Below are 24,189 nucleotides of genomic sequence, written 5' to 3'. Positions count from 1 at the left end.
GCTATCCCATGGCATTCAAAGACAAACTGGTCGATGGCCTCACATCGGTAGCAAATGCAATCAATAATTTTAAATATATTATAGCGATCAAATCAGCTTTTATCACATTGATGCCCGTTATTATTGTCGGTGCCTTTGCTGTATTGATTTCTAATATGGTCATGGACCCGGTCAATGGCCTTGCGCATTTTAAGCCGTTCTCATTCCTGGCTGAGTACAAACCGATTTTCTCGGGCATTAACTATGCCAGCTTGAATATCCTTACCATTCTGGCTATTTTCATGATTGGTCTGGAGCTAGGAAAAATTAACGGTGAGAAAAATCTCTTCCCCGGTTTGCTTGCTTTAATCTGTTTTATCTCTGTAACACCAACCACGATAGAGTTGATGGTTAACGGTGACATGCAAAAAGTAACAGACGTCATAGCCCGTCAATTTACGGATACCAAGAGCTTGTTTTTAGGTATTTTCATAAGCATCCTATCCGTTGAGCTATACAGCAAACTGGGCAAGTCCGATAAACTAAAAATTAAAATGCCTGAGAGTGTTCCCAGCAATGTGGCCGTTTCTTTCTCGGCACTCATTCCTACCATTATTACGGTGACTGTCTTCTCAATGTTTGGATTCTTTTTTCATAAGTTTACAGGTCTCTACCTGTACGATGCCGTCTATAATGTGGTGCAAAAACCTCTGGAGACCGTAGTACAGGGACTGCCAGGTATACTGGTGCTGATGCTGGTTGCGCAAATCTTCTGGGTGATCGGTATTCACGGGAACCAAATGGTAAAGCCCATTCGTGAACCCCTGCTACTTGGCGCGATTACCGTCAACATGACTGCTTATGAGCAAGGACTGCCCATTCCGAACATTATTACGATGCCTTTCTGGGACGTATACATGAGTATCGGTGGTTCAGGAATTACGCTGGCCCTCTTGATTTGTATTATGATCGCTTCCAAGCGTGAAGATATGAAGGAAATAACAAAGCTTTCATTGGGTCCGGGTCTGTTTAATATTAATGAGCCTGTCATTTTTGGACTTCCGATTATGCTGAATCCATTGATGGCTATCCCTTTCATTATTACTCCGCTCATCACAGGAACGATTGGTTACTTCTCGACGTTGCTTGGATTTGCAGGTAAAGCCGTCGTCATGGTTCCATGGACTACTCCGCCTATTATTAATGCCTACCTGTCTACAGGTGGAAGCATTGGCGCCGTCGTAACTCAGATCATTTGTATTGTGGTAGCCATTATCATTTATTTCCCATTCGTCAAAATTGCCAACAAGCGAACGGCTGAATAATGCGTTACTATAGAAATACATCAATTAATTGAAAACGCATTCTTTATACAATGAAAAGGAGAAACATGTCATGGCTAAACATACGATACAAATTCCGTCGAATTTCATCATGGGTGCAGCGGCTTCCGCTTGGCAGACAGAGGGCTGGAGCGGTAAAAAAGAAGGTCAGGACTCATTCCTAGACCAATGGTACAAAAATGACCGCTATGTCTGGCACAATGGATATGGACCCGCGGTTGCAACCGACTTTTATAATCGCTATGCCGAAGATATTGCGCTGATGAAGCAGATTGGTTTAACCCATTATCGGACTTCTATTAATTGGTCCCGCTTCTTAACGGATTATGAGAACATAGTGGTGGATGAAACATATGCGGATTATATGGGCCGGGTCATTGATGAGCTGATTGCAAGCGGAGTCGAGCCGATGATTTGTCTAGAACACTATGAGGTACCCGCCTATTTGCTGGACAAATATGAGGGCTGGTCTTCCAAGCATGTGGTGGAGCTGTTTGTAAAATATGCGGAAAAAGTGTTTGAACGGTACGGCGATCGGGTCAAGCACTGGTTTACGTTTAATGAGCCCATAGTTGTACAGACTCGTGTCTATCTGGATGCCCTTCGCTACCCCTATGAACAAAATACGCGGAAGTGGATGCAATGGAACTATAATAAAACGCTGGCTACCGCGAAATGCGTACAGCTTTTCAAAGCAAAAAACTATAGTCAGCACGGGGCTAAAATAGGCGTTATTCTGAATCCCGAAGTCACTTATGCCCGATCAAGCGCCCCTCATGACCAGTATGCGGCACATGTGTATGATTTATTTTACAATCGAGTATTTCTGGACCCGCTTATTAAAGGCGAATACCCGCAAGAATTGTTCGATCTCATGGGCAAGCATGATATTACATTTGAAGCTACAACGGAAGAACTGGCAGTCATTAAGGAAAATACCGTTGACTACGTCGGGATCAATCTCTATTATCCCCATCGGGTAAAAGCACAGAGTAAAGCGTGGAACGAAAACACCCCCTTTCACCCCTCTTACTACTATGAGCATTTTGATCTTCCGGGTAAAAGAATGAACAAGTCACGGGGCTGGGAGATTTATCCGAAAATCATTTACGATATGGGAATGCGTATCAAGAACGAATATCACAATATCGAGTGGTTTGTCGCGGAAAATGGTATGGGCATTGAGAATGAAGCTGCTTTCAAAAATGAGGAACACATTATTCAGGACGACTATCGTATTGACTTTATAACTGAGCATTTATACTACACATTACAAGCTGTAGAAGCGGGCTCCAACTGTACAGGTTATATGCTGTGGGCCTTTACAGACAACGTTTCTCCCATGAATGCTTTTAAAAATCGCTATGGACTGGTGGAAATTAACCTTGACAATGATCGAAGTCGGCATTTGAAGAAATCCGGCTACTGGTATCAAGCCGCGATCAAGGAACGCTCATTTATTGCTGATCTGGATGAAGAGTATAAATAGTTAAAAATGAATTCTGGAGGCGCTCAAATATGAAAAAAATTATTTTGGCATGTGCTGCGGGTATGTCCACATCCATTTTGGTTTCTAAAATGAAAAAAGAAGCAACAGCAAGATCCATAGAGCTGAACATCGAAGCCATCCCCGAAAGCACCATCAAGGAAGAGCTAGAAGCCGTTACAGATTCTGTGATTGCTATTTTGCTCGGACCTCAAGTGCGGATGCGTAAAAAGGCAGTAACCGAAATTGCAGCTCCCTATGGTATCCCTGTAGATGTCATTGACACGTTGGCTTATGGTAGAGGAAACGGTGCAGCTGTCCTAGATCAAGCCTTGAAGCTGGCTGGCGAGAACATCTAATTGCTATTCAAATGAAAAAGAGGCTGAGAGTTACCTCAGTCTCTTTCTTGAGTTGCGCGCTCTTTATCAAGACATACCTTCTTTGCCTGAACCCATACTGCTCACATACGTTTCCTGTAAACCGGCAGAAATGCCGTATAGCGGTTCCCAACGAAGCCAATGTCTGGCGACTGCGTTACTAAGACAGCTATGGTGAATGTCTCCCGCTCGCGCTGGTGAATACACAGGGCGGACAGACGAACCGTGCAGCTTTAGTAAATCGTAGGCCAGTCGATTAATGGACGTCGTTCGTCCTGTACTTACATGTACTGTGCGTTGGTCCGCTGCATGGATAGCCGCCATATTCGCTCGAACTACATCCTTGACGTACACAAAGTCTCGGGTTTGTGTCCCATCGCCGTGAATGAGCAAGGGACTTCCTTTTTTCAGCCGCTCCATAAAGAGAGCGACTACACCACCCTCTCCCTTCGCGGCCTGACCGGGACCATACACATTTCCATAACGCAAAATCGTATAGTTCATACCGTACAGCCGATAAAAAAGTCGAATATACGATTCTGCGGTCAGCTTGGACAGTCCGTAGCCTGAAATGGGCTCCACGGGATCGTCTTCCTGTATACATTGCTTTTGCAACTCTCCATATACACCGGACGTGGATGCAAATATAAATTTCGACACACCCGCTTCATGACAAGCCTGCAACAAATGAATCGTCCCCAGCACATTCACATCCGCGTCCTCATCGGGTCGATGGATGGATTGCTGCACATCCGCCTGTGCGGCCAAGTGAAACACAATATCCGGGCTTTCCCGAATCAGCAGCGTCCTAGCTTCAGAGCTGCGAATATCCGCAATATGCATGACCGCGCGCGGGTCCACATTTGCCATATTCCCGGTCGTCAGATTATCCAGCACATGCACTCTGATGCCCGAATCAGCAAGCGCACGTACCAGCTGAGAACCAATAAATCCGGCTCCCCCGGTGACCAAAGCCTTCACTAGCTCACCCTCCTTTTGAACCGAAGCATATGATTTCCCTTCGCATCATGTTATGCGACTCCCTATAGCTTGGCGCAGGCACAAGCACAGTCCGAAGACAATCTATAATGTGTCTCTAGAATCTCAGCACCTCAGACATGCAGTCTCACGTTTTCCAGCATATAACGCCACATCTCATCCTGACCGTTCCATATATCCTCAGGTGGCAGCTCCACTGAAACCAGCCGCTCCAACCCCCAGTCCAGCTCCGTCACACCATCAGTCCCTGTATAATCCACGTATAACAAGCGAAAATCATGTGTAATCCTCTGTAATAACACATCATGTAGTTCCACCGCTTGCTCCCGACTGCCCCCGAGACGAACCAGTAGCAGACGGGACGCAAGCGTGAATTGGTCCAGTAGACGTGCAATGCGGCGATCAAGCGTCGTTTTGAATGCAGGGTAGGAAGTCAGCTGCTCCGATGTATTCTGGCTAACCGGAAAATGGTGTGCTGCTGTAATCCCATAGGATGCATCCTCAACCATGAAGTTATGCTCGCCGTAATCATGCCCCGTGACACGTAGACTATCAACATCCATAAAATCGGCAAAACGGGCGTCCAGCAAGCGACTGATCTGTGACAAGTTACCGGAAATCATCCAGTCCAGCGGACCCGCATAGGGACGCAGTCCGTTTTTATCCAGCTGAATGGAAGGCAAGCAATGTCCACCCAAACTGAATACAGCATCATAATCCCCCTGCAACCGCTCAAGCACGACGCCCTCCCCTTTCCGAAGACAAGGTCATCCCTTTAAAAAGAGTACGCCAGTGCGGATCACTCTTGTAATTCCATACATCGGCAAAAGGCATTTCCACCGAGCATACATGCGGAAGCTGCCAATCCACCTCCGTCAACTCCGTTACGCCGGAACAATTCACCACCAACAAACGAAATTCATTCGCTACCATGCCCGACAAAATACGTTCCAGTTCCTCTACTTCTTCATAGGTTCCCAGCATACGGACGAACAAGCTGCGCTTCGCCATCTGTGTTTTTGCAAAAAAACGTTCGATACGACGGTCTATCTTTTCCTTGAACTCGGGATAGGTCACCAGATCTGAGGACGTATTGCGTTCCTGCGGAAAATCATGTACCGAGATCACATTATAAGCGATATCTCTCACCATATAATTCAGTTGGCTCGTACCAACGACACTTAAATTAGGCAAATCCATAAATCCGGCAAACCGATTTTCAAGCAAGCGGTTCACATCGGACAGCGTGTCAGACATCATCCAATCCAGTACCCCGGCAAACGGCCGCAAACGGTTCTTTTCCAATTGAATGGCAGGTGTACAGTTTTGTCCCAGACTGAAGACCGCTTCATATTCCCCTGCCAGCTGTGCGAGTCTCATAGCCGCGCCTCCTTTTTTAATACGACCCTTCCCTCATATCCTGCTTGGCCCTCTTCTGTAGTCAAAAAGGGACTTCAGGCCGTAGTTTGTTCCACTCTACATTACATGCACAGCACGGCGAAAAGGGTTGGACACCGATGCGCTTTTTGTCAAAGAGGCGTACAACTATCCAGTCCAATCCCGGCTATTTTTCATATCATATTAAGGCTGGTAACCTAACGGAATTCAAGGAGGCATCATCATATGTCCGTGTTTCTTTTAACCGTCGATCACCATCTCGCTTACCACAGCGCCCACATACAAAGCTGCCATGTGACCCTTTTCAATCGTGAAAAGAGAGCCGTCGATGTGTTGCTGGAAATGGGAAATGACAGTGGCGTTTTCCGACGGCAGCTCCTTCGATTGAACCCTTCTCCCGAAGCTGGCTCCGTGCTAGAACTCAAGGATATGGAGACCGCCCAAAATCCTTTTTACCTGCGAGTGGTAACGAGTATTTACAATCCGGAAACGCTGTTTATCCTGGCTGAATTTTTGGAAAACGGGAACATTGTCGCTAAGCGTACAGCCAGTCATTTTACCGTGACACCCTAATGAACGGGCAGAGGAGGAAGAAGGTATGTTGAAATATTCAGTTCAAAACAAAGCTGAGCCAGACACATATGCACTGCCTTTTCAGGTCACCGAACAGGAGAGCGTGCTCTCTACATTAATCATTCCTGCAAGTGAATCTGAAGGACGTATTGTCATTGAAGTCTCTTTGGCATGGGAAAATCCGCTGCTCAACTGGGATATCGGGGAGTTGGACATTCGATTGCGTCGCAATGATGAGCAGGGACCTATGCTGGATTGGTTGCAGGATTCCTGTTATCAGGAGGGATTTGCAGAGTTAAGCTATGAGGAAACGGGAGAACAGGCAGAGCCTTATGTATACTGCTTGACCGTACAATCAGCTGACCGTCGTGCTGTTGTTACGGGGCCGCTCATAATTCGAGGCTCAGTTTATGAAGATTGACGAAAAACTGGATGGACAATGAGCAAAAATAAACTAAAGGCAGGTGGGAGTTTTTAGCCCGACCTGCCTTTTTATAGGGTCTGTGCCTTCATGGTGCGGATTGTTTCAGACGTTCCAAAATGTCAGCGTCTGGCAGCTTATAATCTTCCGGCAACGAGGTGTTAATTCGGTTCCATATTGCGTAATCGACCTTCAGATCCGGGTGCGACTGCTGGATTTCAAAAATACGGTTGTACAAGTCTCCAACGACAGGAAAAGTCATGCTCTGCCTCCTAACTGTTGAATCAACATACTCAACGTACTTGATTCAGCGCTTGCCCATAAATATTCACGAGTCGCTCAATCATAACATCCAGAGACCAATGCGCGGTCCCCCATGCTTTGGCATGTTTCCCCATAGCTATCCGCACTTCATCCTGAGCCAGCAAATGCTGCAAATGAGCTGCCAGTGCCTCCACATCGCCAACCGGGGAGACCAGTCCGGTGTGTTCATGCTTCACCATTTCCGGCAGTCCGCCCGCATCCGATACCACTGCCGGAAGCCCCATAATCTGCGCCTCCATGACCGAAAACGGCTGATTATCCTGTATGCTCGGATGGACAAAAAGGTCCGCCAATTGTAAAAGAGCAGGTACATCTTCACGATGCCCCAAAAAAAACACGTCTTCCTCCAACCCTAGCTCCTTCGCCTGTGTTTGAAGCTCTTCCCTTTTATCTCCCTCCCCGACAATCCAGCAAACCCAATCCGTACGACTTGCTTTCAGCAGGCCAAGAGCGCTCATTAAATAATGCAGCCCTTTGATATAGACCAGCCGTGAAGGACAAATCATAACTTTTTTCCCCTCAGGTCGTACTATGTCCGTTCCCCGGGCGTGGACTTCCCAGAAGTGCTCGGTATCCAATCCGTATTGGAAAGTAGCAATCTGCTGCTCAGGCACTTCGAACTCACGCACAAGCGTCTGTTTCATCCATTCTGTAGACGTAATGGTAATATCCGCGGATAGAGCGCCATAGTGCTCCAGCGCCCAATAATATTTCCACATCAACGTCTCACGGTAACCCTCCTCATGATCCCTCTCCAGAGCCATCATGACTTCACGAGCCAGCGAGCCATGAATATTCGCTACCAACGCACTGTCCTTACGTTTGACCCGACTTAGAGCACGCGTCGCAATGACATCTTGCGTGTGAATAACATCATACTGCTCAACCCCGAAATACGCCGCTGCCAGCTCCATACAGTATCGATCCTTTTCCACCGTCTGCACCCATGAATCCAAATGTAATACAGGGACAGCCGATTCATTCAGCTTCGTATGCAACAGGGGCAGCAGTTGATCCTTCAGCAGCTCCCTATCTTCAAAAACAATATGGTATTTAGGTGTATCCGGTCCGTTCCCCATCAAGTCTACTGTGTGACCCAGTAGCTCCAGCCTCCGTTTAATTTGCAGCATAAAGGGCCATACGCCACCCAAATGAGGAATCGGCCAGTACGTAGCCAACAAAATTTTCAAAACAGCCTCACCTCCTCTGTCTCGTACGCTGAGCTACATTCCGTTGCTTCCGTAAATTTGCTGGAAACCCGATAACGCATCTGTCCAGACCGCAAAAAATCCATTATTCGGCACGATCGTTACATCAATAAAATTACCGATCGTAACGACTGGAACGGGACTAATCCCGTTAGGATTAAAGGAGCTGTCTGTTATTCTGAGGTTCGTAAATGTATTTCCTCCGTTCGTTGATTCGGCCACAAATACGTCTAATAAAGAGGTCGTTATTTGATTGGTATAATATACGATCTTAATCACACCGGTCACAGGCGAAACATCAATAGCCGGGAAAAAATGCTGTGCCCCTGCACTAGCCCCTGTCACAGATTCCGGCGCAGTCCAGCTTAATCCGCCATCCACCGAACGGGCGAGCAGCACATCCGCATACCCTGCCCGATTATCCTGCCAGACCGCATAAAGTGTTCCCTGATTCGGGCTAGTAGAGCGATCCACCGCAATGTTGGCCATCGGCAGCACATTGAAGCCAAACCCGGCCACGGGCAACGGACTCGGAACCGGGACAACAGAAGATACAGGCAGCGAAGAACTGAATGCTGTCCCCCCATTGAAGGACACAATGACCTGATATTGGTTAACCGGATTAGTTACAATGTACCCGACATAAATCACCCCAGTAATGCTCACGGTGATTTCCCCCCGCGTGATCTGATTGGAGCCAGCGGTGAGCACCACGGGTGTATCCCACGTGATCCCTCCATCCTGCGAACGCTGGAAAAACATGACTGATCCGCCAAAAAAGTCAGGATTGTACTGATGCGTATAACATAAATAGATGTTTCCGGTATAGGAGCTGACCTGAGAAGTATCAAATTTCACGCCGACCTCAACATTATTGACAAATGTCCCATACCCCCGCTGGGCAATCACGGGCGGATCAAATGTATTACCGTTGTCTCTGGATACATAGGTAGCGATAGTACCGCTCAAGCCGTCTGCGGTAAATACGTGACAGGCTATGACAAACAAGTTGGGAAAACCGTAGCTGACGCTATGGGATTCCGCCCCTACATAGCCGGCTGGCAGCGGTAAAATCTGCTGTGTGAAGGAGACACCGCCGTTACCTGAACGGTATACTGCTGTCAACGGCGGCCCAGTCGTAAAATCGATAGCCGCAGACACAATGGTACCGTCAAGCAGGTTGAAAGCTACACTCGGCTCCTGCGCCAGCCTTCCATTAGGCGTGAGCTGTACGTTCGGCATCAGGCTTCACCTCCCGGTACACCAGCAAAAATCGTCAGGCTGCCTGTACGCGTATCCGTCCAGACGGAAATGTAACTATTCGGCGGTACGATGGCGACATCAATATAGTCGCCGATCAGCTCTGATTCGCCTCCACCGACATTCGGATTAAAGGAGGTCGTTGTGAGACGACTGTTCGTAAAGGTGTTGCCTCCATCTGACGATTGGGCGGTGAACACATCCAGATTAAAGCCGTCCAGGCGATTGGTATAGTACACGACAACGACCAATCCCGTCTTAGGCGACACCGAAATCGCAGGAAAGAAATTTTGCGAGCCGGGCGGGCTGTCCGTCACGATGATCGGAGCACTCCAGGTACCGCCAAAATCGCTTGATTTGGACAATAAAATATTGCTGTATCCCTGACCAAAATCCTGCCAAACGGCATATAGCGTATTTGTTGTGGAAGGCACACCCGAGCAGTCCGCGGCCAAGCTAGGGAAATTCAATATCCGAAAGTCATAACCAGGAACGGGCAAAGGATTGGGCACCAGCGTTATATTGGACACAAGAATATCCCCGCTGAAAGTTGCCCCTCCATCAAAGGAGCGCCGGATAAAGAAAGCCGGTGTCTGCGGCCCTGTACGAATCCAACTGACATATACACTGCCATATTTGTCGACCGCAGGCTCAGGCCGCTCCGTGGAGGATTGGATATTGGAAAGCAATAACGGTCGATCCCAGGTCAATCCTCCATCCGTAGAACGCTGGTAAAAGGCCGCAGACCGGGCATTAAACTCTACGTTGTATTGGCGGTTATACGTAACGTAGACGTGCCCTAAATAGGGACTTGCTCCTGCATTATCCGTCGTAATATTGGTCCAGTCATTATTAATGTAATCTCCATAGCCCGGGTTAATGACCACTGGAGGATCAAAGGTGGCACCATCGTCCGTAGAGCGATAGACCACAACAGCACCGTTCTCATTTCCTGGAAACACATGTGCGGATATGATGAAAATATTCGGGAACAGATAGGCTACCATTCCTGCCTCGGCTCCTGTATATCCCGGTGGAATTGGCAGTAAAGTATCAGTCCAGTTCGCCCCGGCGTCCAAGGAACGATACAGTCCAATGAGTGGGGGCCCACTACTAAAGTCAACAGCGACAGCTACAACGATATTCGGATTCAACAAATTAACGGCGACACTGGGCTCAAATTTGGGCAAACCGCTGGGTGTTACCTGAAAATTAAAGGGCATCGTGAGCATTCCCTTCATTATATAAATGGACATGCCTGAAGTGTTTCTATCAAAATGTACTTTTTTCAGCTCAGTCTACAGACAACCATACAAGCTTTCTTTTCAATAGATTCATAGTATAGAAGCATCCCTTCAGGGGTTTTCCAATATTCTGTTTTTTTGAGAGGATGATTCGATTGGCTTTTACAACCGGATATATGACCAACACTAGAGATTTCGGTACTGCCTGCTCCAATGTCGTTGTAAATTTGGTCAACGAGGATACAGTGAACGCGGCAACCGTGACCATCCAAATTTTTTTCTCGCTTGTACCGGATACCAAGATCCCCTTATACGTGACATCGGTTAACTTACCTGTAAACTCCGTTGCCCGACGTACCTTCTTTGTGCAAGGGGTCCTTGCCTACGAGGTACAATACAACGTAGTCTCCGCTGCACCTTCCAATGTTGTGCTCTCCAACTTTGGACTGGATCAGTTTGGTAATGTTGTACAGGAGCATCGTGTTCTTCAGTCGGAACTGACCACAATCCCGGCGCTGTCTCCTGTTATTTAAAGTTGCCCTGCTCCAGTGCTTGATGCAATCTGTGGGTGTAATACACGTAATTCCATTCCGGCGGTACGGACTGAACCCCTCGGCCGCTACCGATGGTTGAGTGGTCATCTGTATAGTAGGAAAAGGCATGTGTATCCTGTAATGGGCGCAACAAATCCGTCAGATACAGCAAATCCGTCACGGCAATATATGGTTTGACACCGAAGCATACAACAAAGCGTGTCGTTGTTTCACCAATAGCCTGAACCAGTGCTTCCTGGACCGAATAATGCTGACGTGGCGTTACGATTAGCCGAGGATCGAGCATCATCGACAGGAAAGCGGCGGCTCCCTGTTCTGGCGTTAAATCCAGCAACCGTACCACGCAATTGCTGTAGTGCTGCTCCAGCAGATTATCCAGCAATGGTTCAGCTTGAGCCATAGCCGTGACAGGCATTAAAATCGTCATTTCAAGTGGGATGCCCCGACGTGCTCTCGCCTCATGCTTGGCGATTTGGAATGCGTGCCGCCAGCGTCGGTGCTCCTTCTGGCTGTGCAGGCCGGCCGATACACTAAATGTGGAATTCACCCGGTAATCCATCAGGATCTCCGGGATGAATTTCATGCTGCACGTCTCGGTCAACCGCAGCCAGTAATCATAATCCTCAACTGGTTGCAGCCGATAGCCGCCAATCTGGCGGGCATATTTGCTTTTGTACATAAATGAAACCCCGACAATGCTGGCATTCAGCAATTCATGATGCGGCTGGCCTTGGTACCGGATCAAAGCTTGCTGATGCTGCTCGTCATACAACGGGTTCCCACATGCGTCAACCTGGCGGAAAGTAGAGAACACAAGGCCGAGTGAGTCCGGTCCCTGCTCCAGCTCCTGCCGCAATCGTTCAATAAAGGAAAAATTATAAACATTGTCGCTGGATACCCAGGTCACATACTTGATCGCAGGATCTTTAAACAACTCATCGAATCCTCGATTAAGGGCGTGGGATACTCCTTTGTTCTGAGGGAGTGTAACCAACTGAACGCGCGGGTCTCCCATTGCTGCGTGGAGCGCTGGTCCCACCATTTCCGGCGCTCCGTCAATAACAATGATGAAGCGAAATGCCCTGTAGCTCTGGGCTAGTACGGATGAGATCGCAGCTTGCAGATAGCCGATATCCTGTTTGTACAGTGGCATAACAATCCCCGTATCTACCATATCAATCCCCCCTGACAGACTTTCGGCTTCATGAGGATAAACCGCTCAATACCTGACTGAAGCGATCTCGATAACGCGCTTGGGTTATGTTGTACTCCCGCTCCACAGCGGGCCAATGTTTTTTGGTTCCCATTTCATCATGCCAGCGGTAGTTAACCAAGGACTCGTTCAGAAAAGGAAATGGATATCCCGCTATCATTACTCGGTACCACATATCCAGATCATGTGTGTACGGCAGCAGTTCATCAAACAAACCGATATGTGCAAACAGTTCCTTTTTAAACATAACCGTGCATCCATTAACCGGATTTCCTTGCTGAAAAAAACGGTAAAACTCCGTCATAGACGGAAACACGGCGGCTGCCTGATAACTTGTGACTTGGCTGTATTGATTGATGAAATTGAAATTGGTGTGGGAGATGTACGCACCGTTTTCCACCATAAAAGAAACCTGATTATTAATTTTGTCCCTATGATAGGTATCGTCGGAGCTGAGCCAGGCAATATATTCCCCGCTGGCATGTCGGATACCATGATTCAGGGCGCTGGCTGTTCCACCGTTGGATTTGCCCAAATAATGTATATACGGAAGATAGGCCTGAAGCATATCAACATGTTCCGTGGACCCGTCATCGACGACAATAATCTCGAGGGGCCCATAAGTTTGCTCTAGTGCACTTTGCAAAGCCTGATCCACATAGGCACAGTTATAAAAGGGAATGACGATCGTTACTTTCGGTCTCATATCGTTCCTTCCTTTCCAGCTCGGCGGTATTGAATCATATCCTCCAGAGATTGCCCCAGCTGTATGGTCGGCTTCCAGCCCATGTCCTCCAGCTCTTTCGCACGGTATGCCTCAGTGGATGCTGACTCTTCCACATCCCCCCATTGTATGGGAATAGATGTTTTGGCCAGCGCAATCATACGTTCCACGATATTGCCCAGTTCCACAATGCGGCCTGTGCAGACCGAGTAAACTCGGCCTGGCACCCCCTGTTCCAATAGCACACCGTATGCGCGAACGGCATCACGAACGTCGAGGAAATCACGTTGCGCATGTCGGGAAGATACCCGGAACGGGGCAGTTTCAGTTACGGACTGCCCCTGCAGACGTTCCGTCTGAACGATATACCCCGCGAGTAATGCACAAAATCCGGTAGATGGACCCGGACCGATCAAGTTGCAAGGCTCTGCCAGCATGACGGATTGTTCGAACAGCGCGCCCCACGAGAGCGCGACTGCCTCTTGAAGGCTTTTGCTAAGGCTGTATGGATGAGTTGGATGATACGGAGCCTGCAAAGCCGTCTTTAGCCGAGAGCCCGCCACGACAATTCTGGCTTTGGGGAAAGGTCGCAGTACATCGAGCAGATACAGGGTGGACAGTACATTGGATTCCATGTATAGCAAGGGACTCTGCCAAGATTCAGGGACGGAATTTTTACCACCCAGGTGAAGCACATAATCCGGTGCAATCTGTCTAATGACTTCGCCCAGACGTTTCTTGTCGAGCAAGTCACACACGTAAGGCGTAATACAGTTACGGGTCTCCGCCTCTGGACTGTTATTTTCATCATCGCGAGCCAATAAGATCAGTTCTGAGACTGAAGCGACAGTGCGAGTCAGCGCCGCTACCTCCCAGCCGAGCTTTGCAAAATGGCGGCAGGCATGCATCCCGGTATAGCCCGCCGCTCCGGTAATGACTATGACAGGCCGACGTTGTTCCGCTGTGCTTCCGTCCATTCCAGCAGCTCCTTCAGCATGATGCTGTAGTGAGGAACATCGTAGAGCAGATCGGCCCGGGTAGAACGAAGCGTCCGGTCCTGCACCGGCTCATCTTTCGGCACGATCCGAATATCCTCCCTATTCCAGATGTCTTTGAACAGCAGCAGCAAACCATGCTTGCTGATCGGTTCAGGGTGAACCAGATGAATGAGTCCGTCCAGCGGCTCATTCATCTGCACCTGTATCGCCTTCGCTAATTCCAGCGTCGTAACCCCGTTCCAAAAGACCCGGCGATACCCGTTAACGTCTCCGCTCTGCTGCAAGAACCAGTGCAGCAGACCAATGCCTCCCGGCCGAATTTCCGGCCCGATAATGGAGGTACGGATAGTCAGATGCCCTACGGCCTTTACTTCTCCGAGTATTTTCGTCAAAGCATAGGCACTTGTCCCATCGGGTTGATCCGTCTCTTTATATAAACCTGGTACCCGATTTCCCTCGAATACGCAATCCGTGCTGATATGAATCAGTCGGGCACCGATACTGTCCGCTGTTCGCCGGAGAAGATGTGGCAGCAATCCATTGATTTGGTATGCTGCGATCTGATTCTCCCCAGCATGCTGATTCAGTACGCCTACCGCGTTAATAATAACGTCTGGCCGTACACTCCGTACCAGCTGCTCCACCATAAAGCTGTCCTTTACATCCAGCAGCAGACCGCCTTTATTTTCGGGATCACGGGTGGTGTAGAACACGTTATACCCGCTCTGGTTTTGGAAATACCTAACCAGAACATGGCCCGCCATGCCGTTACCACCCAAAATAAGCAGCTTCATTTGATGAACCCCCCGCTTTGGAGAATGCTGCGAATCTCCTCTTTGGACATCAAATTGAACTCCGAGCTAAAGCTGCTGAACGACACCGGAGGGCACTGAGTATAGCGGTCCTTTAATTGAGGAATATTCAGCGTTGGGAGAATAACCAAATATTGCTCGTCATAGACTACCGTCGTCAGGCTTTCAAAGTCACTCATCAGAATTTCATGAATTTTCTCGCCGGGACGCACACCTTTTTCTACAATTTCTACGTTTTCCACACCTGAATCCTCAATGAGCACCTCAGCCAAGTCCACAATACGGCAGGTTGGCATGGTCATAATAAAAATTTCCCCGCCGACACTTTCCACCGAGGCTTTGAACAGGAGACTGATCGCATCACGCAAGGTCAGGAAGAAGCGGGTCATGTTCATATCTGTGATCGAAACCTTACCCTTTTGGCGAATCTGGCTTTGGAACAGATGCACCACGCTTCCGTTTGTGCCCAAAACATTACCGCCGCGCACCGTCACGAAACGTGTATCGCTATTCAGCAGATTGGCGTAAACAATCAGTTTTTCTCCAATCGCCTTCGTCATGCCGTAAAAATTAGACGGATTTGCGGCCTTGTCAGTCGATATATAAATGACTTTCTTTACCTGATTGGCAACAGCGGCCTCGATCACGTTTTGGGTGCCTACTACATTGGTTTTGAGTGCCTCATAGGGCTGATCCTCACAGACGGGAACGTGCTTGAGCGCTGCTAAATGAAATACATAGTCCACTCCTTGACAAGCGGTAGTCAGCGCATCCTTATCCCGAATATCTCCAATACAGAAGCTGAGTCGTTCATCCTCAAACTGCCTGTTCATGGCAACCTGACTGGATTCTCCACGTGAAAAGATAATGACCTCTTTGGGGTTACGCGGCAGTAACTGGGCAACCAGCTCATGCCCCCAGGAGCCGGTACCGCCGGTAACCAAGATACGTTGGTTTTCAAACATGCCGTTTCCCTCCAAGCAGAAATTTAACTACCTTATCCGACACATCTTCCGCCAGATAGCCCGCAGGACATTGCCACTTATGGGTCATCCCGGTCATTATGGCTACCGCGTTTGCTATAACCTCGCCATCAAGACCAGACACGATATTGCTGCCGCAATCTACCGTTTCCGGCCGTTCGGTCGTCCGGCGCATCGTAACCGTCGGTACCCCCATGACACAGCATTCTTCCTGTACGGTACCACTGTCCGTCAAAGCGCAGCGGGCATGCCGCTCCAGCAGAACGAAGTCAAAAAAACCGAACGGTTCGTGAAATTCCACTAGCGGGTCAAGCTGGATCGGCGGATGGCTTGCGATTCGGGCGGCAGTGCGGGGATGAATACTGCAAATGACCCGCTGCCCGAACTGCTGGGCTACCCGGTTAAGACCATCTAAAATAGCCAGCAAATGCGGTGGATGGTCGACATTTTCAGCTCTGTGGGCAGTGACCAGGAAATATTCTCCCGGCGACAGTCCCAACTTTTTCAAAATTCCACTGCCCGATACCTCTTTCTTATAGTGCTGCATCACTTCGTAGATCGGATTTCCAGTCAGTATAATTCGTTGACTTGGAAAGCCTTCGCGTAGTAGGTGCTGCTTGCTTTGCTCCGTATAAGGCATATTAATGCTAGATATTGCATCAATGACACGCCGATTCTTCTCCTCCGGCACATCCAGATCATAACAGCGGTTCCCCGCCTCCATATGCACGACCGGGTAACCCATACGTTCCGCAAGCAAAGCACATAAGGCGCTGTTCGTATCACCGAGCAATAACACATGATCAGGGCGTTCCTTGTTTAAAATATCCTCCATCTGCGAGTACATGACGGACAACTGTTTGCCCAGTGTCCCCGCTTTCTCCTGAAGTACATAATCCGGGGCACGCAGTCCCAGCTCGCGAAAGAACTGCCCGCTCAGGCTTTCGGTGTAATTTTGGCCCGTATGCACAAGCACATGTTCATCTGCATGGCGGTCCAGCTTCGGAATGATCAGGCTGAGCCGTATAATTTCCGGTCTTGTGCCGAGCACGGTCAATATTTTCATGGTTTTGGAACCCACCTTTGCTGTCGTTGTTTCATTGAATTGTGGCGTTCAATGAATGATAGCCATCCAGCAGACTGGCTGTGCTCCAGCTTAACGTTCATCTCAACGGTCCGGCGTAGATTCACCCGGACCGTTGTTTTATATGCTGTCCAGCCTTGAGTGTGACTCGCTTCTGCTTGTGCGCGTTGTGCCGTCGTGACCGGTGCTTGAATTTCCGCTTGAGCTTCTGTCTGGACTTGGTTTTCGGATAAAGTCCCTTCGACAACGGGGACCCGTGAATTTTCTTGAGGCGACTCTTGCCGCCGCTTCTCTTATACCTGCGATTCCGCAATCTGGTACGCTTGCGGCCCTTTGGCCATCTCGCCCGAACACTACGCTTGCCGCGGAGCAATTCGGGCGGCGACTCAGGTAAAGGGGATGGTGGTTGTGGCAAGCCCTGAATGGCTGCATATTCGATTGGCGGCAGACCCAGCACAGGCAGTTGACACACCACCGATTCGGGAAATTCTCGAATCGTGCTGGTATATCCCTCCGGTATAGCAGTGACCTGACGCAGTCCTTCGCCTTCCCTCGTCCATACTGGTCCACCTGGCTGCTGAATCAACGGGAACCAATGCGGATGATGACATACCCATTGACTGACCATGAGGTGTAGACTGCTTCGGTAGGAATCAGGTCCGTATACACGTGTAGCCGCACTGTTGTTACGCACACCAATCCGTTCCACTTCCTCGGGATGATCGAGCAGATAGCTCACTTTTTGCGCCAGCATGTCGCTGTTGCCCGGCTCTACCAAAAAATCTGTATTTCCCGTCGCCTCCATCAATTCCACAAGTCCACCCTGCGCAAAGGCTACCACGGGCTTACCGTAAACTAGCCCTTCCAGGGCGGTCAGGCCAAAGCCTTCCTCCACCATACTTGGGATCACAACAATATCCATTGCGCTATAGGCCGTTGACACGGATTCCTCGAATGAATTGAACTGGAAGCGGCGGCTATAACGAGATTGGCGGATTAAAGAGACACATTTTACGTAATATTCCGAGTCCACCGAGCTGCCGATGATCCAGAAACGACACCGCGAATTGGTTTCGCACAGCTTTAGAGCCATTTGGACAAAAGGTAACAGCCCTTTGGCTTCGTAGATAAAGGAAGAAATATAACCAATGCAAATATGAAAATCCCGCAGCCCCAGTTTTTCACGTTTCCTTCTCCGTTCCAGCACATGCTCTTTGGGAGACGGCATATCCATATCCCGGCAGGGAGACAACACCGTATGCGGACGTGTCAGTCCCCCACCATGCAAAGGACGCATTACAGCTTGCGAAATGCCGATGACCCATTGGCTATAGCGCTCAATGATAGAAACAGAAACGGGCGTATGCGCATTCTGGTTAATGACCTCGGTTATTTTCCAGATCACTGGAATATTAAGCTCTTGGGCTGCCATTGCAGGCATGACGTTCACACAGGTATTGACCAGCACCACATCAGGTCGAGCATGCCGAAGCATCTGGAACAACGGTGCATACGCCACATGGGTCCGCAAATTCTCCGCATCCTGCGCCAATCCCTCATATGGGGTATACATGCCATGCAGCATGAACAGGTTCTGTGTCAGAACGGTGATTCCGCGCTTGCGGGCCATTGAGGTCAGCCGCCCTTCACCAGGCGTTACGAGAATACAATCGAAGTACGTACGCATGTCTAGACAAAATTGCAATAACAGTTTCTCTGCCCCCGTAATACTTCGGACGTTGCTAACATGGCTGAATAGCATCATTTTCGGCTTGATCGGAGTTCACCTCCTTTAAAATAGCAACCATCGGACGTGTGAATCACCTTATGGAAATATGACCGATAACAGTTGGTCAATCCGGTGACCATAGGTGTGCTCCCGCAGGGTTCGTTCCAGAGCACGCAGGGCAATCTCATGGCGCTCTTTTTCATGCGTTAAATAAAACTCAACCTTCTCCAGCAGTTCCTGCTGAGAGCTGTAGGTCTCTATCTCTTCCCCCGGCTTGTAAAAACGAGCCAGATCATCTCTTGTATCTGTCAGTTGCAACGTGCCACTGGCAGAAATTTCAAACGTGCGCGGGTTGGGCGAAGCCCCCGGAATTTTCAGTGAGTTGTTGTTCACCGAATCATCCTGATGGGAACGATGAAGATTAATTACGATTTTGCTGCCGTTATACGAATCATTGGTCTCGACCGGAGACATCCAGCGACCCAGCTCAATTTTGTCACCATACGACTGATAATCCGGGAGACGATCCCACCAGATTCCGTTGATTTTAATGTTACGGGCCATGAGCTGAGGCATAATCGGATTGAAGAAATAGATGCGGTTCCAGTAGGCTGAGCCTGTAAACCCAATCTCACGTCGTACCGAAGCGGGCGAGCTGAGTGGGAAATAGTGAGTCAGAAATGCCCCAAAGGGCAAATAGTGCACAGACGTGCAACCCAACTGACGGTACAGCTCCAGGCAGTTCATTTCTAACGTGAACACATAATCATAATTCGTAACGATTTTGGTCGTCGTGTCGGTGTAATACGGATCGTCCGTTAGCCAGATGGCGGTGGGGATGCCCAACTGGCGTACCGCAGTAACCTGCTCCAACGGAAGATCCATTCCATCCAGTGCCAGCATCAGATTCGGACGGAGCTGAGCGGCAATATCTCCTACCGGCTGACGTGGGTCTGTTACGGTAACCTGAGCCGTCATGCTTTGCAACGTGGTAATGACCGCCTCATCCAGCGGAGAATACGGAAGGCCTTTGCCGGAGACGACATACAGTACATGGATTTGTCGAAAAGGGAAAACTGCTTTCATCCGCCCAACAATTGCGTTAGCACGTCCGCGCAGATATCCTTCGTCGTATCCGTCATGCACTCCCGCAATTCTCCCCCTTTCCCAGGAGGCTGCCGCCGTCTGGTGAACAGCCGGGTCATACGGTCCTGTCGTAGATATCGTCATCACTTTCACTCCTCACTGTTTATGGTGTTTACTTTAGGCCATCGCCTTGTCCAGCAGTTCTTCCATGCGATTGGAGTACATATGCTTTTGCATAGTCGTGTACAATGCGCGCCAGGCCATGCGTTCGCGTTCCCAGTCATGCTTGAGATAGTAGTCCAGCTTCACTTTCAGCTCCTCTGCTCCAGAGAAGGTTTCAATGTCATAGCCTGGTCGGTAATAACGGCTCAAATCCTTCCGAATATCCGTCATTTGAAGCGTGCCGCAAGCAGAAATTTCGTATGTCCGAGGATTGATGGACTCCGCTGAAAGCTGGTGTGTATTCCGATTATCCAGTCCAGGGTCTGTCGGGCGGTGCATATTGATGACAATTTTGGAGCCGTTATAATATTGAGCGGTCTCTTCCGGCTCCATAAAACCTGGACGGATAAAGCGTTCCAGCACATCCCGCCGGGTCAGCCGATCCCAGTGCCCACCTACGATCAGCACTCTTTTGTCCGCCAAGAAGGGAGCAAGGTAGTCGAACAGCTTCACACGGTTCCAGAAGGCATTTCCAATGAAGCAAATATCATGCTGATGTTCCCGCTCTACCCGCCGGGGATAAAAGATACGAGTTGACGCAGCCAGCGGCAAATAGTGAACCCTCGTTACTCCCTGATCGCGATAAAACGGCAGGCAAGAAATTTCGTGCGTAAATACGACATCGTAGGATTGACAGATCAACGCCGTATCCTCCGTAAAGTAAGGATCATCTACAAACCATATGGCCGTCCGAATGCCTAGGGCTCGTATTTGCTGTACCTGCTCCAGATGATCCGCCGGAAAAACATGCAGCCCGTTCATGACCAGCACGAGGTCTGGACGTTGAGCCTCGGCGTCAGCTAGCATCGTAGCAGGCGTACCGATGGCGCATGAGCTGCATATTTGGCCTAATGCCTCTTGCACACCTGTGTCTATAGCTGCGAAACCTTGCGGAATATATAACACTTTCAAATGACGAACAGCAGGCTGTATTGCCACGACCTGTGACAGAGCAGCCGTGCAACCGCCCATTCTGCGTCCTTCCCGATAGCCGCATCGGTACGCTTCGCGTTCATTTCCGCTTTGTTGATCGTTCACATCCTTCACCCTGTCCTGTTGTGGGATAAACTTCTGTCACTCCTAAACTATATGCGGAGGGGTCAAACGCATCATGGACGACTGCCACTGCCCGGACAAAATTGGCGTTTGCCCGTCCAACTGCCGAACCGCAAATAACCCCAAAGCTGTTAGCTTCGGGGGAGAACAGTAATAGATGATTTGCACAGTTTACTGAGCTTTGTAAGCGAGCTGGTGTCCATCTTCATAACCTTTGGCAAAGCCTGAATTGAAACCCTCGTTGTAAGCTGCATCATATCCCTGCTGAAATGCCTGCGGATCATGCTCCAATACAACAGTCCCGGGCTGTGGATTGTCCGCAGAAGGGGCTGCCGCCGGGTTAGCTTGAGGTTTTTTCCGCCGCCGCAAAAGAGGATGTCTTCTACGTGCAGAATGAAGTCCTCTTTTACGGCGTCTTAGAGCAAGGAGACGTCTTCTTCTCCGTTTTAATCTCCGCATGCTGGAACGCCGGGCATCTTTACGTCTTTTGCGGGCTTTGTCCCGAGTGGCGCGTTCCCACCTTGTACTCATTTTCATTCCTCCTTTGCTTTCTCGTGGTGGTTTCATTTTTCTGAACAGGCACATGGAGCCACGGCTTAGTCGGTTTCCCATATACCTGTCGTCTTAATGGAATACCCGCCAACATTTGCGTGATTTCTCCCTGGTAGTTGCTGAGTATACGAATGGTTTCTTCCAGACGGGTAGCCGACATATCCGCATGGGGCGTCAAGTCCGCAAGACTGGTCAGCATCCGAGCAACGGCGTGCTGGCTGGCAGCAATAGACTCCATCATATCCAGCTTGATCTCACGTTCACGCCTCATGCTCATTAGTTCATATCCCCCGAGCCCATTCCTCCCATCATCCCTTCCATGCCGCCACCCTGCTGCTCATCCTGATCCAGCAATGCTTTGAGATTGCTGCAAAGTCCAGTCTGAAGCCGCGTTAATCCCTCCAGCATTTCCACCATTTGCTCGTGAATCTCCAAAGGTCGTCCCAGCTGTTCTTCATCGGTTTCAAAGGCGTGGGGCGCCAGATGGTTCAGCGCCCAATTACGCACTTTTTCTGCTTCGACCGCCTTGGCCTCCAGAATCATAGACACATTCCGCTGCATTTTGGAGGCTGCGTCCAGCATGTGAATCATTGCTTGTTCCCTACTCATGTGTTCACTCCCTGCCCTCGGTTGTTACGTTACTCCTCTTCCGGGTATGCCGTTTCCTTCACGACACGAACGAGCATTTCAGCCATTGCTTCCTGAAGATCGGCAATACCGTTCAGATAGGCCACAATGCTTTTGTTTACTTGTCCCGAGCTGTCGAGAATGCCCGGAATTCCATCAAAACGCGGCTCCTCATCTGGCAGTTCATGTATGATCTGCGCCATGCGCACAACCACCTGACGTTCCGCATCCAACAACCTTGACATCTGCTGCTGCGAGTGCGAAATGTGGATCAGCAAATCATCTAACTCGTTATGCATAAGCCCCTCCTTTATGTGCTCCGCCGTGCGGAACGCACGAATTACCTACGGGCTTTCCGCTACTACAGCGTATGCCGCAGCGAGTAGTCGGTTCCGCCTAAAAGCGCCTATTCAGATCATTACAGATGCCCGTGCAGCACTGGTGGAGCAATAATAGGCTGCTTCTCCACCAAAGCCGACAAATCTCCGGGAGACAAAAACTGAATTCGGTAGTCCTCTGCCCGCCAGCTCATCGCAGCGTACAGGGTAAGGAACGGCCTTTTCCAGCCGTTACCGATTTGATACAGTTGCCCGCCCTCAGCATACAATACCTCGATCCATCGCTTGCGTTGAGCCGGTATATTCAGTGTGGGCAGCATGGACATGTTCTCCAGATCGGGAGCCGCCAGTACAGGAATGGGTTCCTCTGGCGGCTCAGCTACAGGTGCATCAATGCTGCCGGAAACTGTGGCCTCCGGCTTCCCTACCAAGGGAAGCACCAACAAATCCAGCTGAGACACTCTAACAGGGCGCACATTTTCACCTCCCGCAGCACTGACTCCATGCAGATACCGCCTTCTTCCCGGCTCTAACCGAAATACTGCTCCAGACGGTCCCTGAACAACCGCTCCGATGGGATAAAAGCTTGCCGCTGATACGTGTGTTTCCTTACCTGTTGATATCTGGCCGTCCGTCTCCGCTGTACTGAATTTCAGGTTGTGGAACAGCTTATCCGCGTCCCCCCACTTTTGTACAAAAAAGGATCGGTTCCGGCTGCTTTCCTCCATTGAACCGCTTTTTTCGGTCGTTTGAGGAAAAGCATACACCGTATCCCGATCTCTTTCCTCATAATGGATAAAAGCATCGCCGGCAATTGCCATACGTATCCCCAACAAACGCACACGCAGTAGCCAATCTGCATGGGCTTCCTGAGTACTGTGGCAGCCTTCGTCCCAGTAGCCCGTTTTTTCCAGTGTCTCTCTGCGCAGCAATAAACAAAATCCGGCTAAGCTTTCGGTCTCTCGCCATGCATCCGGGTTAGGCATATTGTAGGTCATGGCAAATTGACGTGCTCCATTTTCGTTCATATAAGGAACCTCAATCTGCTGTTCTTTGAATGGACCATTCGTTACAGGCCCAACAACACCGATACGCGGATCGCTGTATAAACACGCTAACAACCGATCCAACCAGCCGGGGGTCACCATGGAGTTTTGATCCAGTACCACAATAGTTGTGCCTTTTGCCATCATCAGCCCCTGATTCAGGCTACCTATCATTTGAACATCCTTTTTTAACAGCGCATAACGCACAGCGATGCTTTTACGGAGCAAATAGGTGGATGTCCCGTCCGTCGAGCCGCAGTCCACCACAATAATTTCGTGAGGATGGCTCGTATTCTCCTCAATACGGTGAATGCATGCACGGAGCTGTTGAAGCTGATTGCAGGACGGAATGATAATACTGACGCCTTCAAAAACCTTGCCGAACGAAGCCTGGCCCAACCTGTTGCCTTGCTCCTGGCCCCTTTTATATCCTGACCAATAGCCTTTCTTTCCGAGCCGCTTGCTGTGTTTCCTTTGCATATTCAGGCGTTTCATGCCGTTCACTCCTCCGGGTGGCATTATGCCTATACTATATGCCTGGCCCGGCCGGATG

At 49.5% G+C, this 24,189-nt stretch carries 27 protein-coding genes; 6 read left to right on the top strand and 21 right to left on the bottom strand.

Annotated features, from left to right (window positions below; all coding sequences use genetic code 11):
* The first annotated feature begins 8 nt into the window (after window positions 1-8).
* The 3 genes from MKX59_RS06370 (at window position 9) to MKX59_RS06360 (ending at window position 3,167) form a co-directional block, all read left to right on the top strand.
* On the top strand, window positions 9-1,304 hold the full coding sequence (locus MKX59_RS06370; protein WP_160789553.1) for a PTS sugar transporter subunit IIC: 1,296 nt from the start codon (window positions 9-11) through the stop codon (window positions 1,302-1,304).
* 70 nt (window positions 1,305-1,374) lie between these two features.
* Window positions 1,375-2,811 carry a glycoside hydrolase family 1 protein gene (locus MKX59_RS06365; RefSeq protein WP_053326021.1) on the top strand — a complete coding sequence of 479 codons (1,437 nt, stop codon included), beginning with the start codon at window positions 1,375-1,377 and terminating at the stop codon, window positions 2,809-2,811.
* A 29-nt stretch (window positions 2,812-2,840) separates the two neighbouring features.
* Complete coding sequence (locus MKX59_RS06360; protein WP_023990091.1) at window positions 2,841-3,167, top strand: PTS sugar transporter subunit IIB; 327 nt, start codon at window positions 2,841-2,843, stop codon at window positions 3,165-3,167.
* A gap of 66 nt (window positions 3,168-3,233) precedes the next feature.
* Here the strand turns inward: MKX59_RS06360 and MKX59_RS06355 are convergent, their stop codons facing one another.
* The 3 genes from MKX59_RS06355 to MKX59_RS06345 form a co-directional block, all read right to left on the bottom strand.
* Entirely contained in the window at window positions 3,234-4,166 is a 933-nt protein-coding gene (locus tag MKX59_RS06355) for an NAD-dependent epimerase/dehydratase family protein (RefSeq protein ID WP_023990092.1), read from the bottom strand.
* A gap of 131 nt (window positions 4,167-4,297) precedes the next feature.
* Window positions 4,298-4,924 (bottom strand): DUF1796 family putative cysteine peptidase, encoded by a 627-nt coding sequence (locus MKX59_RS06350; protein WP_340857813.1) that lies wholly within the window; start codon window positions 4,922-4,924, stop codon window positions 4,298-4,300.
* Window positions 4,917-5,564: a DUF1796 family putative cysteine peptidase gene (locus tag MKX59_RS06345; protein ID WP_023990094.1), complete on the bottom strand. Its 648-nt coding sequence runs from the start codon at window positions 5,562-5,564 to the stop codon at window positions 4,917-4,919. Before MKX59_RS06345 ends, MKX59_RS06350 begins: the two co-directional genes overlap by 8 nt.
* A 243-nt stretch (window positions 5,565-5,807) precedes the next feature.
* Between MKX59_RS06345 and MKX59_RS06340 the strand changes: the two genes are divergently transcribed.
* Both MKX59_RS06340 and MKX59_RS06335 read left to right on the top strand, forming a co-directional pair.
* Window positions 5,808-6,155, top strand: a complete 348-nt coding sequence (locus tag MKX59_RS06340) for a hypothetical protein (RefSeq protein WP_023990095.1) — start codon at window positions 5,808-5,810, stop codon at window positions 6,153-6,155.
* A gap of 25 nt (window positions 6,156-6,180) precedes the next feature.
* Window positions 6,181-6,576: a hypothetical protein gene (locus MKX59_RS06335; protein ID WP_023990096.1), complete on the top strand. Its 396-nt coding sequence runs from the start codon at window positions 6,181-6,183 to the stop codon at window positions 6,574-6,576.
* 88 nt (window positions 6,577-6,664) lie between these two features.
* On the opposite strand, the gene MKX59_RS06330 is transcribed toward MKX59_RS06335, so the two are convergent.
* From MKX59_RS06330 to MKX59_RS06315, 4 genes are read right to left on the bottom strand one after another with little or no spacing between them, the layout of a single operon-like run.
* Window positions 6,665-6,838 carry a hypothetical protein gene (locus tag MKX59_RS06330; RefSeq protein ID WP_167348638.1) on the bottom strand — a complete coding sequence of 58 codons (174 nt, stop codon included), beginning with the start codon at window positions 6,836-6,838 and terminating at the stop codon, window positions 6,665-6,667.
* 31 nt (window positions 6,839-6,869) lie between these two features.
* Window positions 6,870-8,090, bottom strand: a complete 1,221-nt coding sequence (locus MKX59_RS06325; RefSeq protein WP_053326023.1) for a glycosyltransferase family 4 protein — start codon at window positions 8,088-8,090, stop codon at window positions 6,870-6,872.
* 33 nt (window positions 8,091-8,123) lie between these two features.
* Window positions 8,124-9,350: a sialidase family protein gene (locus tag MKX59_RS06320; RefSeq protein WP_340857812.1), complete on the bottom strand. Its 1,227-nt coding sequence runs from the start codon at window positions 9,348-9,350 to the stop codon at window positions 8,124-8,126.
* Window positions 9,350-10,591 (bottom strand): sialidase family protein, encoded by a 1,242-nt coding sequence (locus MKX59_RS06315; protein WP_340857810.1) that lies wholly within the window; start codon window positions 10,589-10,591, stop codon window positions 9,350-9,352. Before MKX59_RS06315 ends, MKX59_RS06320 begins: the two co-directional genes overlap by 1 nt.
* A 176-nt stretch (window positions 10,592-10,767) precedes the next feature.
* Between MKX59_RS06315 and MKX59_RS06310 the strand changes: the two genes are divergently transcribed.
* On the top strand, window positions 10,768-11,145 hold the full coding sequence (locus tag MKX59_RS06310; RefSeq protein WP_028541479.1) for a hypothetical protein: 378 nt from the start codon (window positions 10,768-10,770) through the stop codon (window positions 11,143-11,145).
* Here MKX59_RS06310 and MKX59_RS06305 read toward each other — a convergent pair.
* The 14 genes from MKX59_RS06305 to MKX59_RS06240 all read right to left on the bottom strand — a co-directional run bounded on the left by MKX59_RS06305 (window position 11,138) and on the right by MKX59_RS06240 (window position 24,131).
* A complete protein-coding gene (locus MKX59_RS06305; protein ID WP_053326025.1) occupies window positions 11,138-12,340 on the bottom strand; it encodes a glycosyltransferase family A protein in 1,203 nt (400 codons plus the stop codon). The two genes, MKX59_RS06310 and MKX59_RS06305, sit on opposite strands and share 8 nt — an antisense overlap.
* A 28-nt stretch (window positions 12,341-12,368) precedes the next feature.
* Window positions 12,369-13,085 (bottom strand): glycosyltransferase, encoded by a 717-nt coding sequence (locus MKX59_RS06300; RefSeq protein WP_028541477.1) that lies wholly within the window; start codon window positions 13,083-13,085, stop codon window positions 12,369-12,371.
* Window positions 13,082-14,080 carry an NAD-dependent epimerase/dehydratase family protein gene (locus MKX59_RS06295; RefSeq protein WP_103744851.1) on the bottom strand — a complete coding sequence of 333 codons (999 nt, stop codon included), beginning with the start codon at window positions 14,078-14,080 and terminating at the stop codon, window positions 13,082-13,084. Before MKX59_RS06295 ends, MKX59_RS06300 begins: the two co-directional genes overlap by 4 nt.
* Complete coding sequence (locus MKX59_RS06290) at window positions 14,041-14,895, bottom strand: dTDP-4-dehydrorhamnose reductase family protein (RefSeq protein ID WP_340857808.1); 855 nt, start codon at window positions 14,893-14,895, stop codon at window positions 14,041-14,043. The genes MKX59_RS06295 and MKX59_RS06290 overlap by 40 nt, the downstream gene beginning before the upstream one ends.
* Entirely contained in the window at window positions 14,892-15,878 is a 987-nt protein-coding gene (locus MKX59_RS06285) for a polysaccharide biosynthesis protein (RefSeq protein WP_025722608.1), read from the bottom strand. The genes MKX59_RS06290 and MKX59_RS06285 overlap by 4 nt, the downstream gene beginning before the upstream one ends.
* On the bottom strand, window positions 15,871-16,962 hold the full coding sequence (wecB, locus tag MKX59_RS06280; RefSeq protein WP_023990106.1) for a non-hydrolyzing UDP-N-acetylglucosamine 2-epimerase: 1,092 nt from the start codon (window positions 16,960-16,962) through the stop codon (window positions 15,871-15,873). Before wecB ends, MKX59_RS06285 begins: the two co-directional genes overlap by 8 nt.
* A 121-nt stretch (window positions 16,963-17,083) precedes the next feature.
* Window positions 17,084-18,745, bottom strand: a complete 1,662-nt coding sequence (locus MKX59_RS06275) for a glycosyltransferase (RefSeq protein ID WP_023990107.1) — start codon at window positions 18,743-18,745, stop codon at window positions 17,084-17,086.
* 60 nt (window positions 18,746-18,805) lie between these two features.
* A complete protein-coding gene (locus tag MKX59_RS06270; RefSeq protein ID WP_023990108.1) occupies window positions 18,806-19,939 on the bottom strand; it encodes a CgeB family protein in 1,134 nt (377 codons plus the stop codon).
* A gap of 33 nt (window positions 19,940-19,972) precedes the next feature.
* Window positions 19,973-21,064: a CgeB family protein gene (locus MKX59_RS06265; protein ID WP_023990109.1), complete on the bottom strand. Its 1,092-nt coding sequence runs from the start codon at window positions 21,062-21,064 to the stop codon at window positions 19,973-19,975.
* A 180-nt stretch (window positions 21,065-21,244) separates the two neighbouring features.
* Complete coding sequence (locus MKX59_RS06260) at window positions 21,245-21,604, bottom strand: hypothetical protein (protein ID WP_028541471.1); 360 nt, start codon at window positions 21,602-21,604, stop codon at window positions 21,245-21,247.
* Entirely contained in the window at window positions 21,552-21,902 is a 351-nt protein-coding gene (locus tag MKX59_RS06255) for a hypothetical protein (protein ID WP_013311763.1), read from the bottom strand. The genes MKX59_RS06260 and MKX59_RS06255 overlap by 53 nt, the downstream gene beginning before the upstream one ends.
* Window positions 21,902-22,234: a hypothetical protein gene (locus MKX59_RS06250; protein ID WP_023990111.1), complete on the bottom strand. Its 333-nt coding sequence runs from the start codon at window positions 22,232-22,234 to the stop codon at window positions 21,902-21,904. Before MKX59_RS06250 ends, MKX59_RS06255 begins: the two co-directional genes overlap by 1 nt.
* A 29-nt stretch (window positions 22,235-22,263) precedes the next feature.
* Window positions 22,264-22,551: a hypothetical protein gene (locus MKX59_RS06245; RefSeq protein ID WP_013311765.1), complete on the bottom strand. Its 288-nt coding sequence runs from the start codon at window positions 22,549-22,551 to the stop codon at window positions 22,264-22,266.
* Between the two features lie 119 nt (window positions 22,552-22,670).
* The gene (locus tag MKX59_RS06240) at window positions 22,671-24,131 is read right to left on the bottom strand and encodes a glycosyltransferase family 2 protein (RefSeq protein ID WP_023990112.1); all 1,461 of its coding nucleotides are present in this window, start codon (window positions 24,129-24,131) and stop codon (window positions 22,671-22,673) included.
* Between the last annotated feature and the right edge of the window lie 58 nt (window positions 24,132-24,189).

This window comes from Paenibacillus sp. FSL R7-0340, assembly GCF_038002205.1.
GTDB classification, from domain to species: Bacteria; Bacillota; Bacilli; order Paenibacillales; family Paenibacillaceae; genus Paenibacillus; species Paenibacillus polymyxa_B.
Note: the sequence above shows the minus strand (reverse complement) of the source record. Positions and strands in the feature narration are given on the sequence as shown.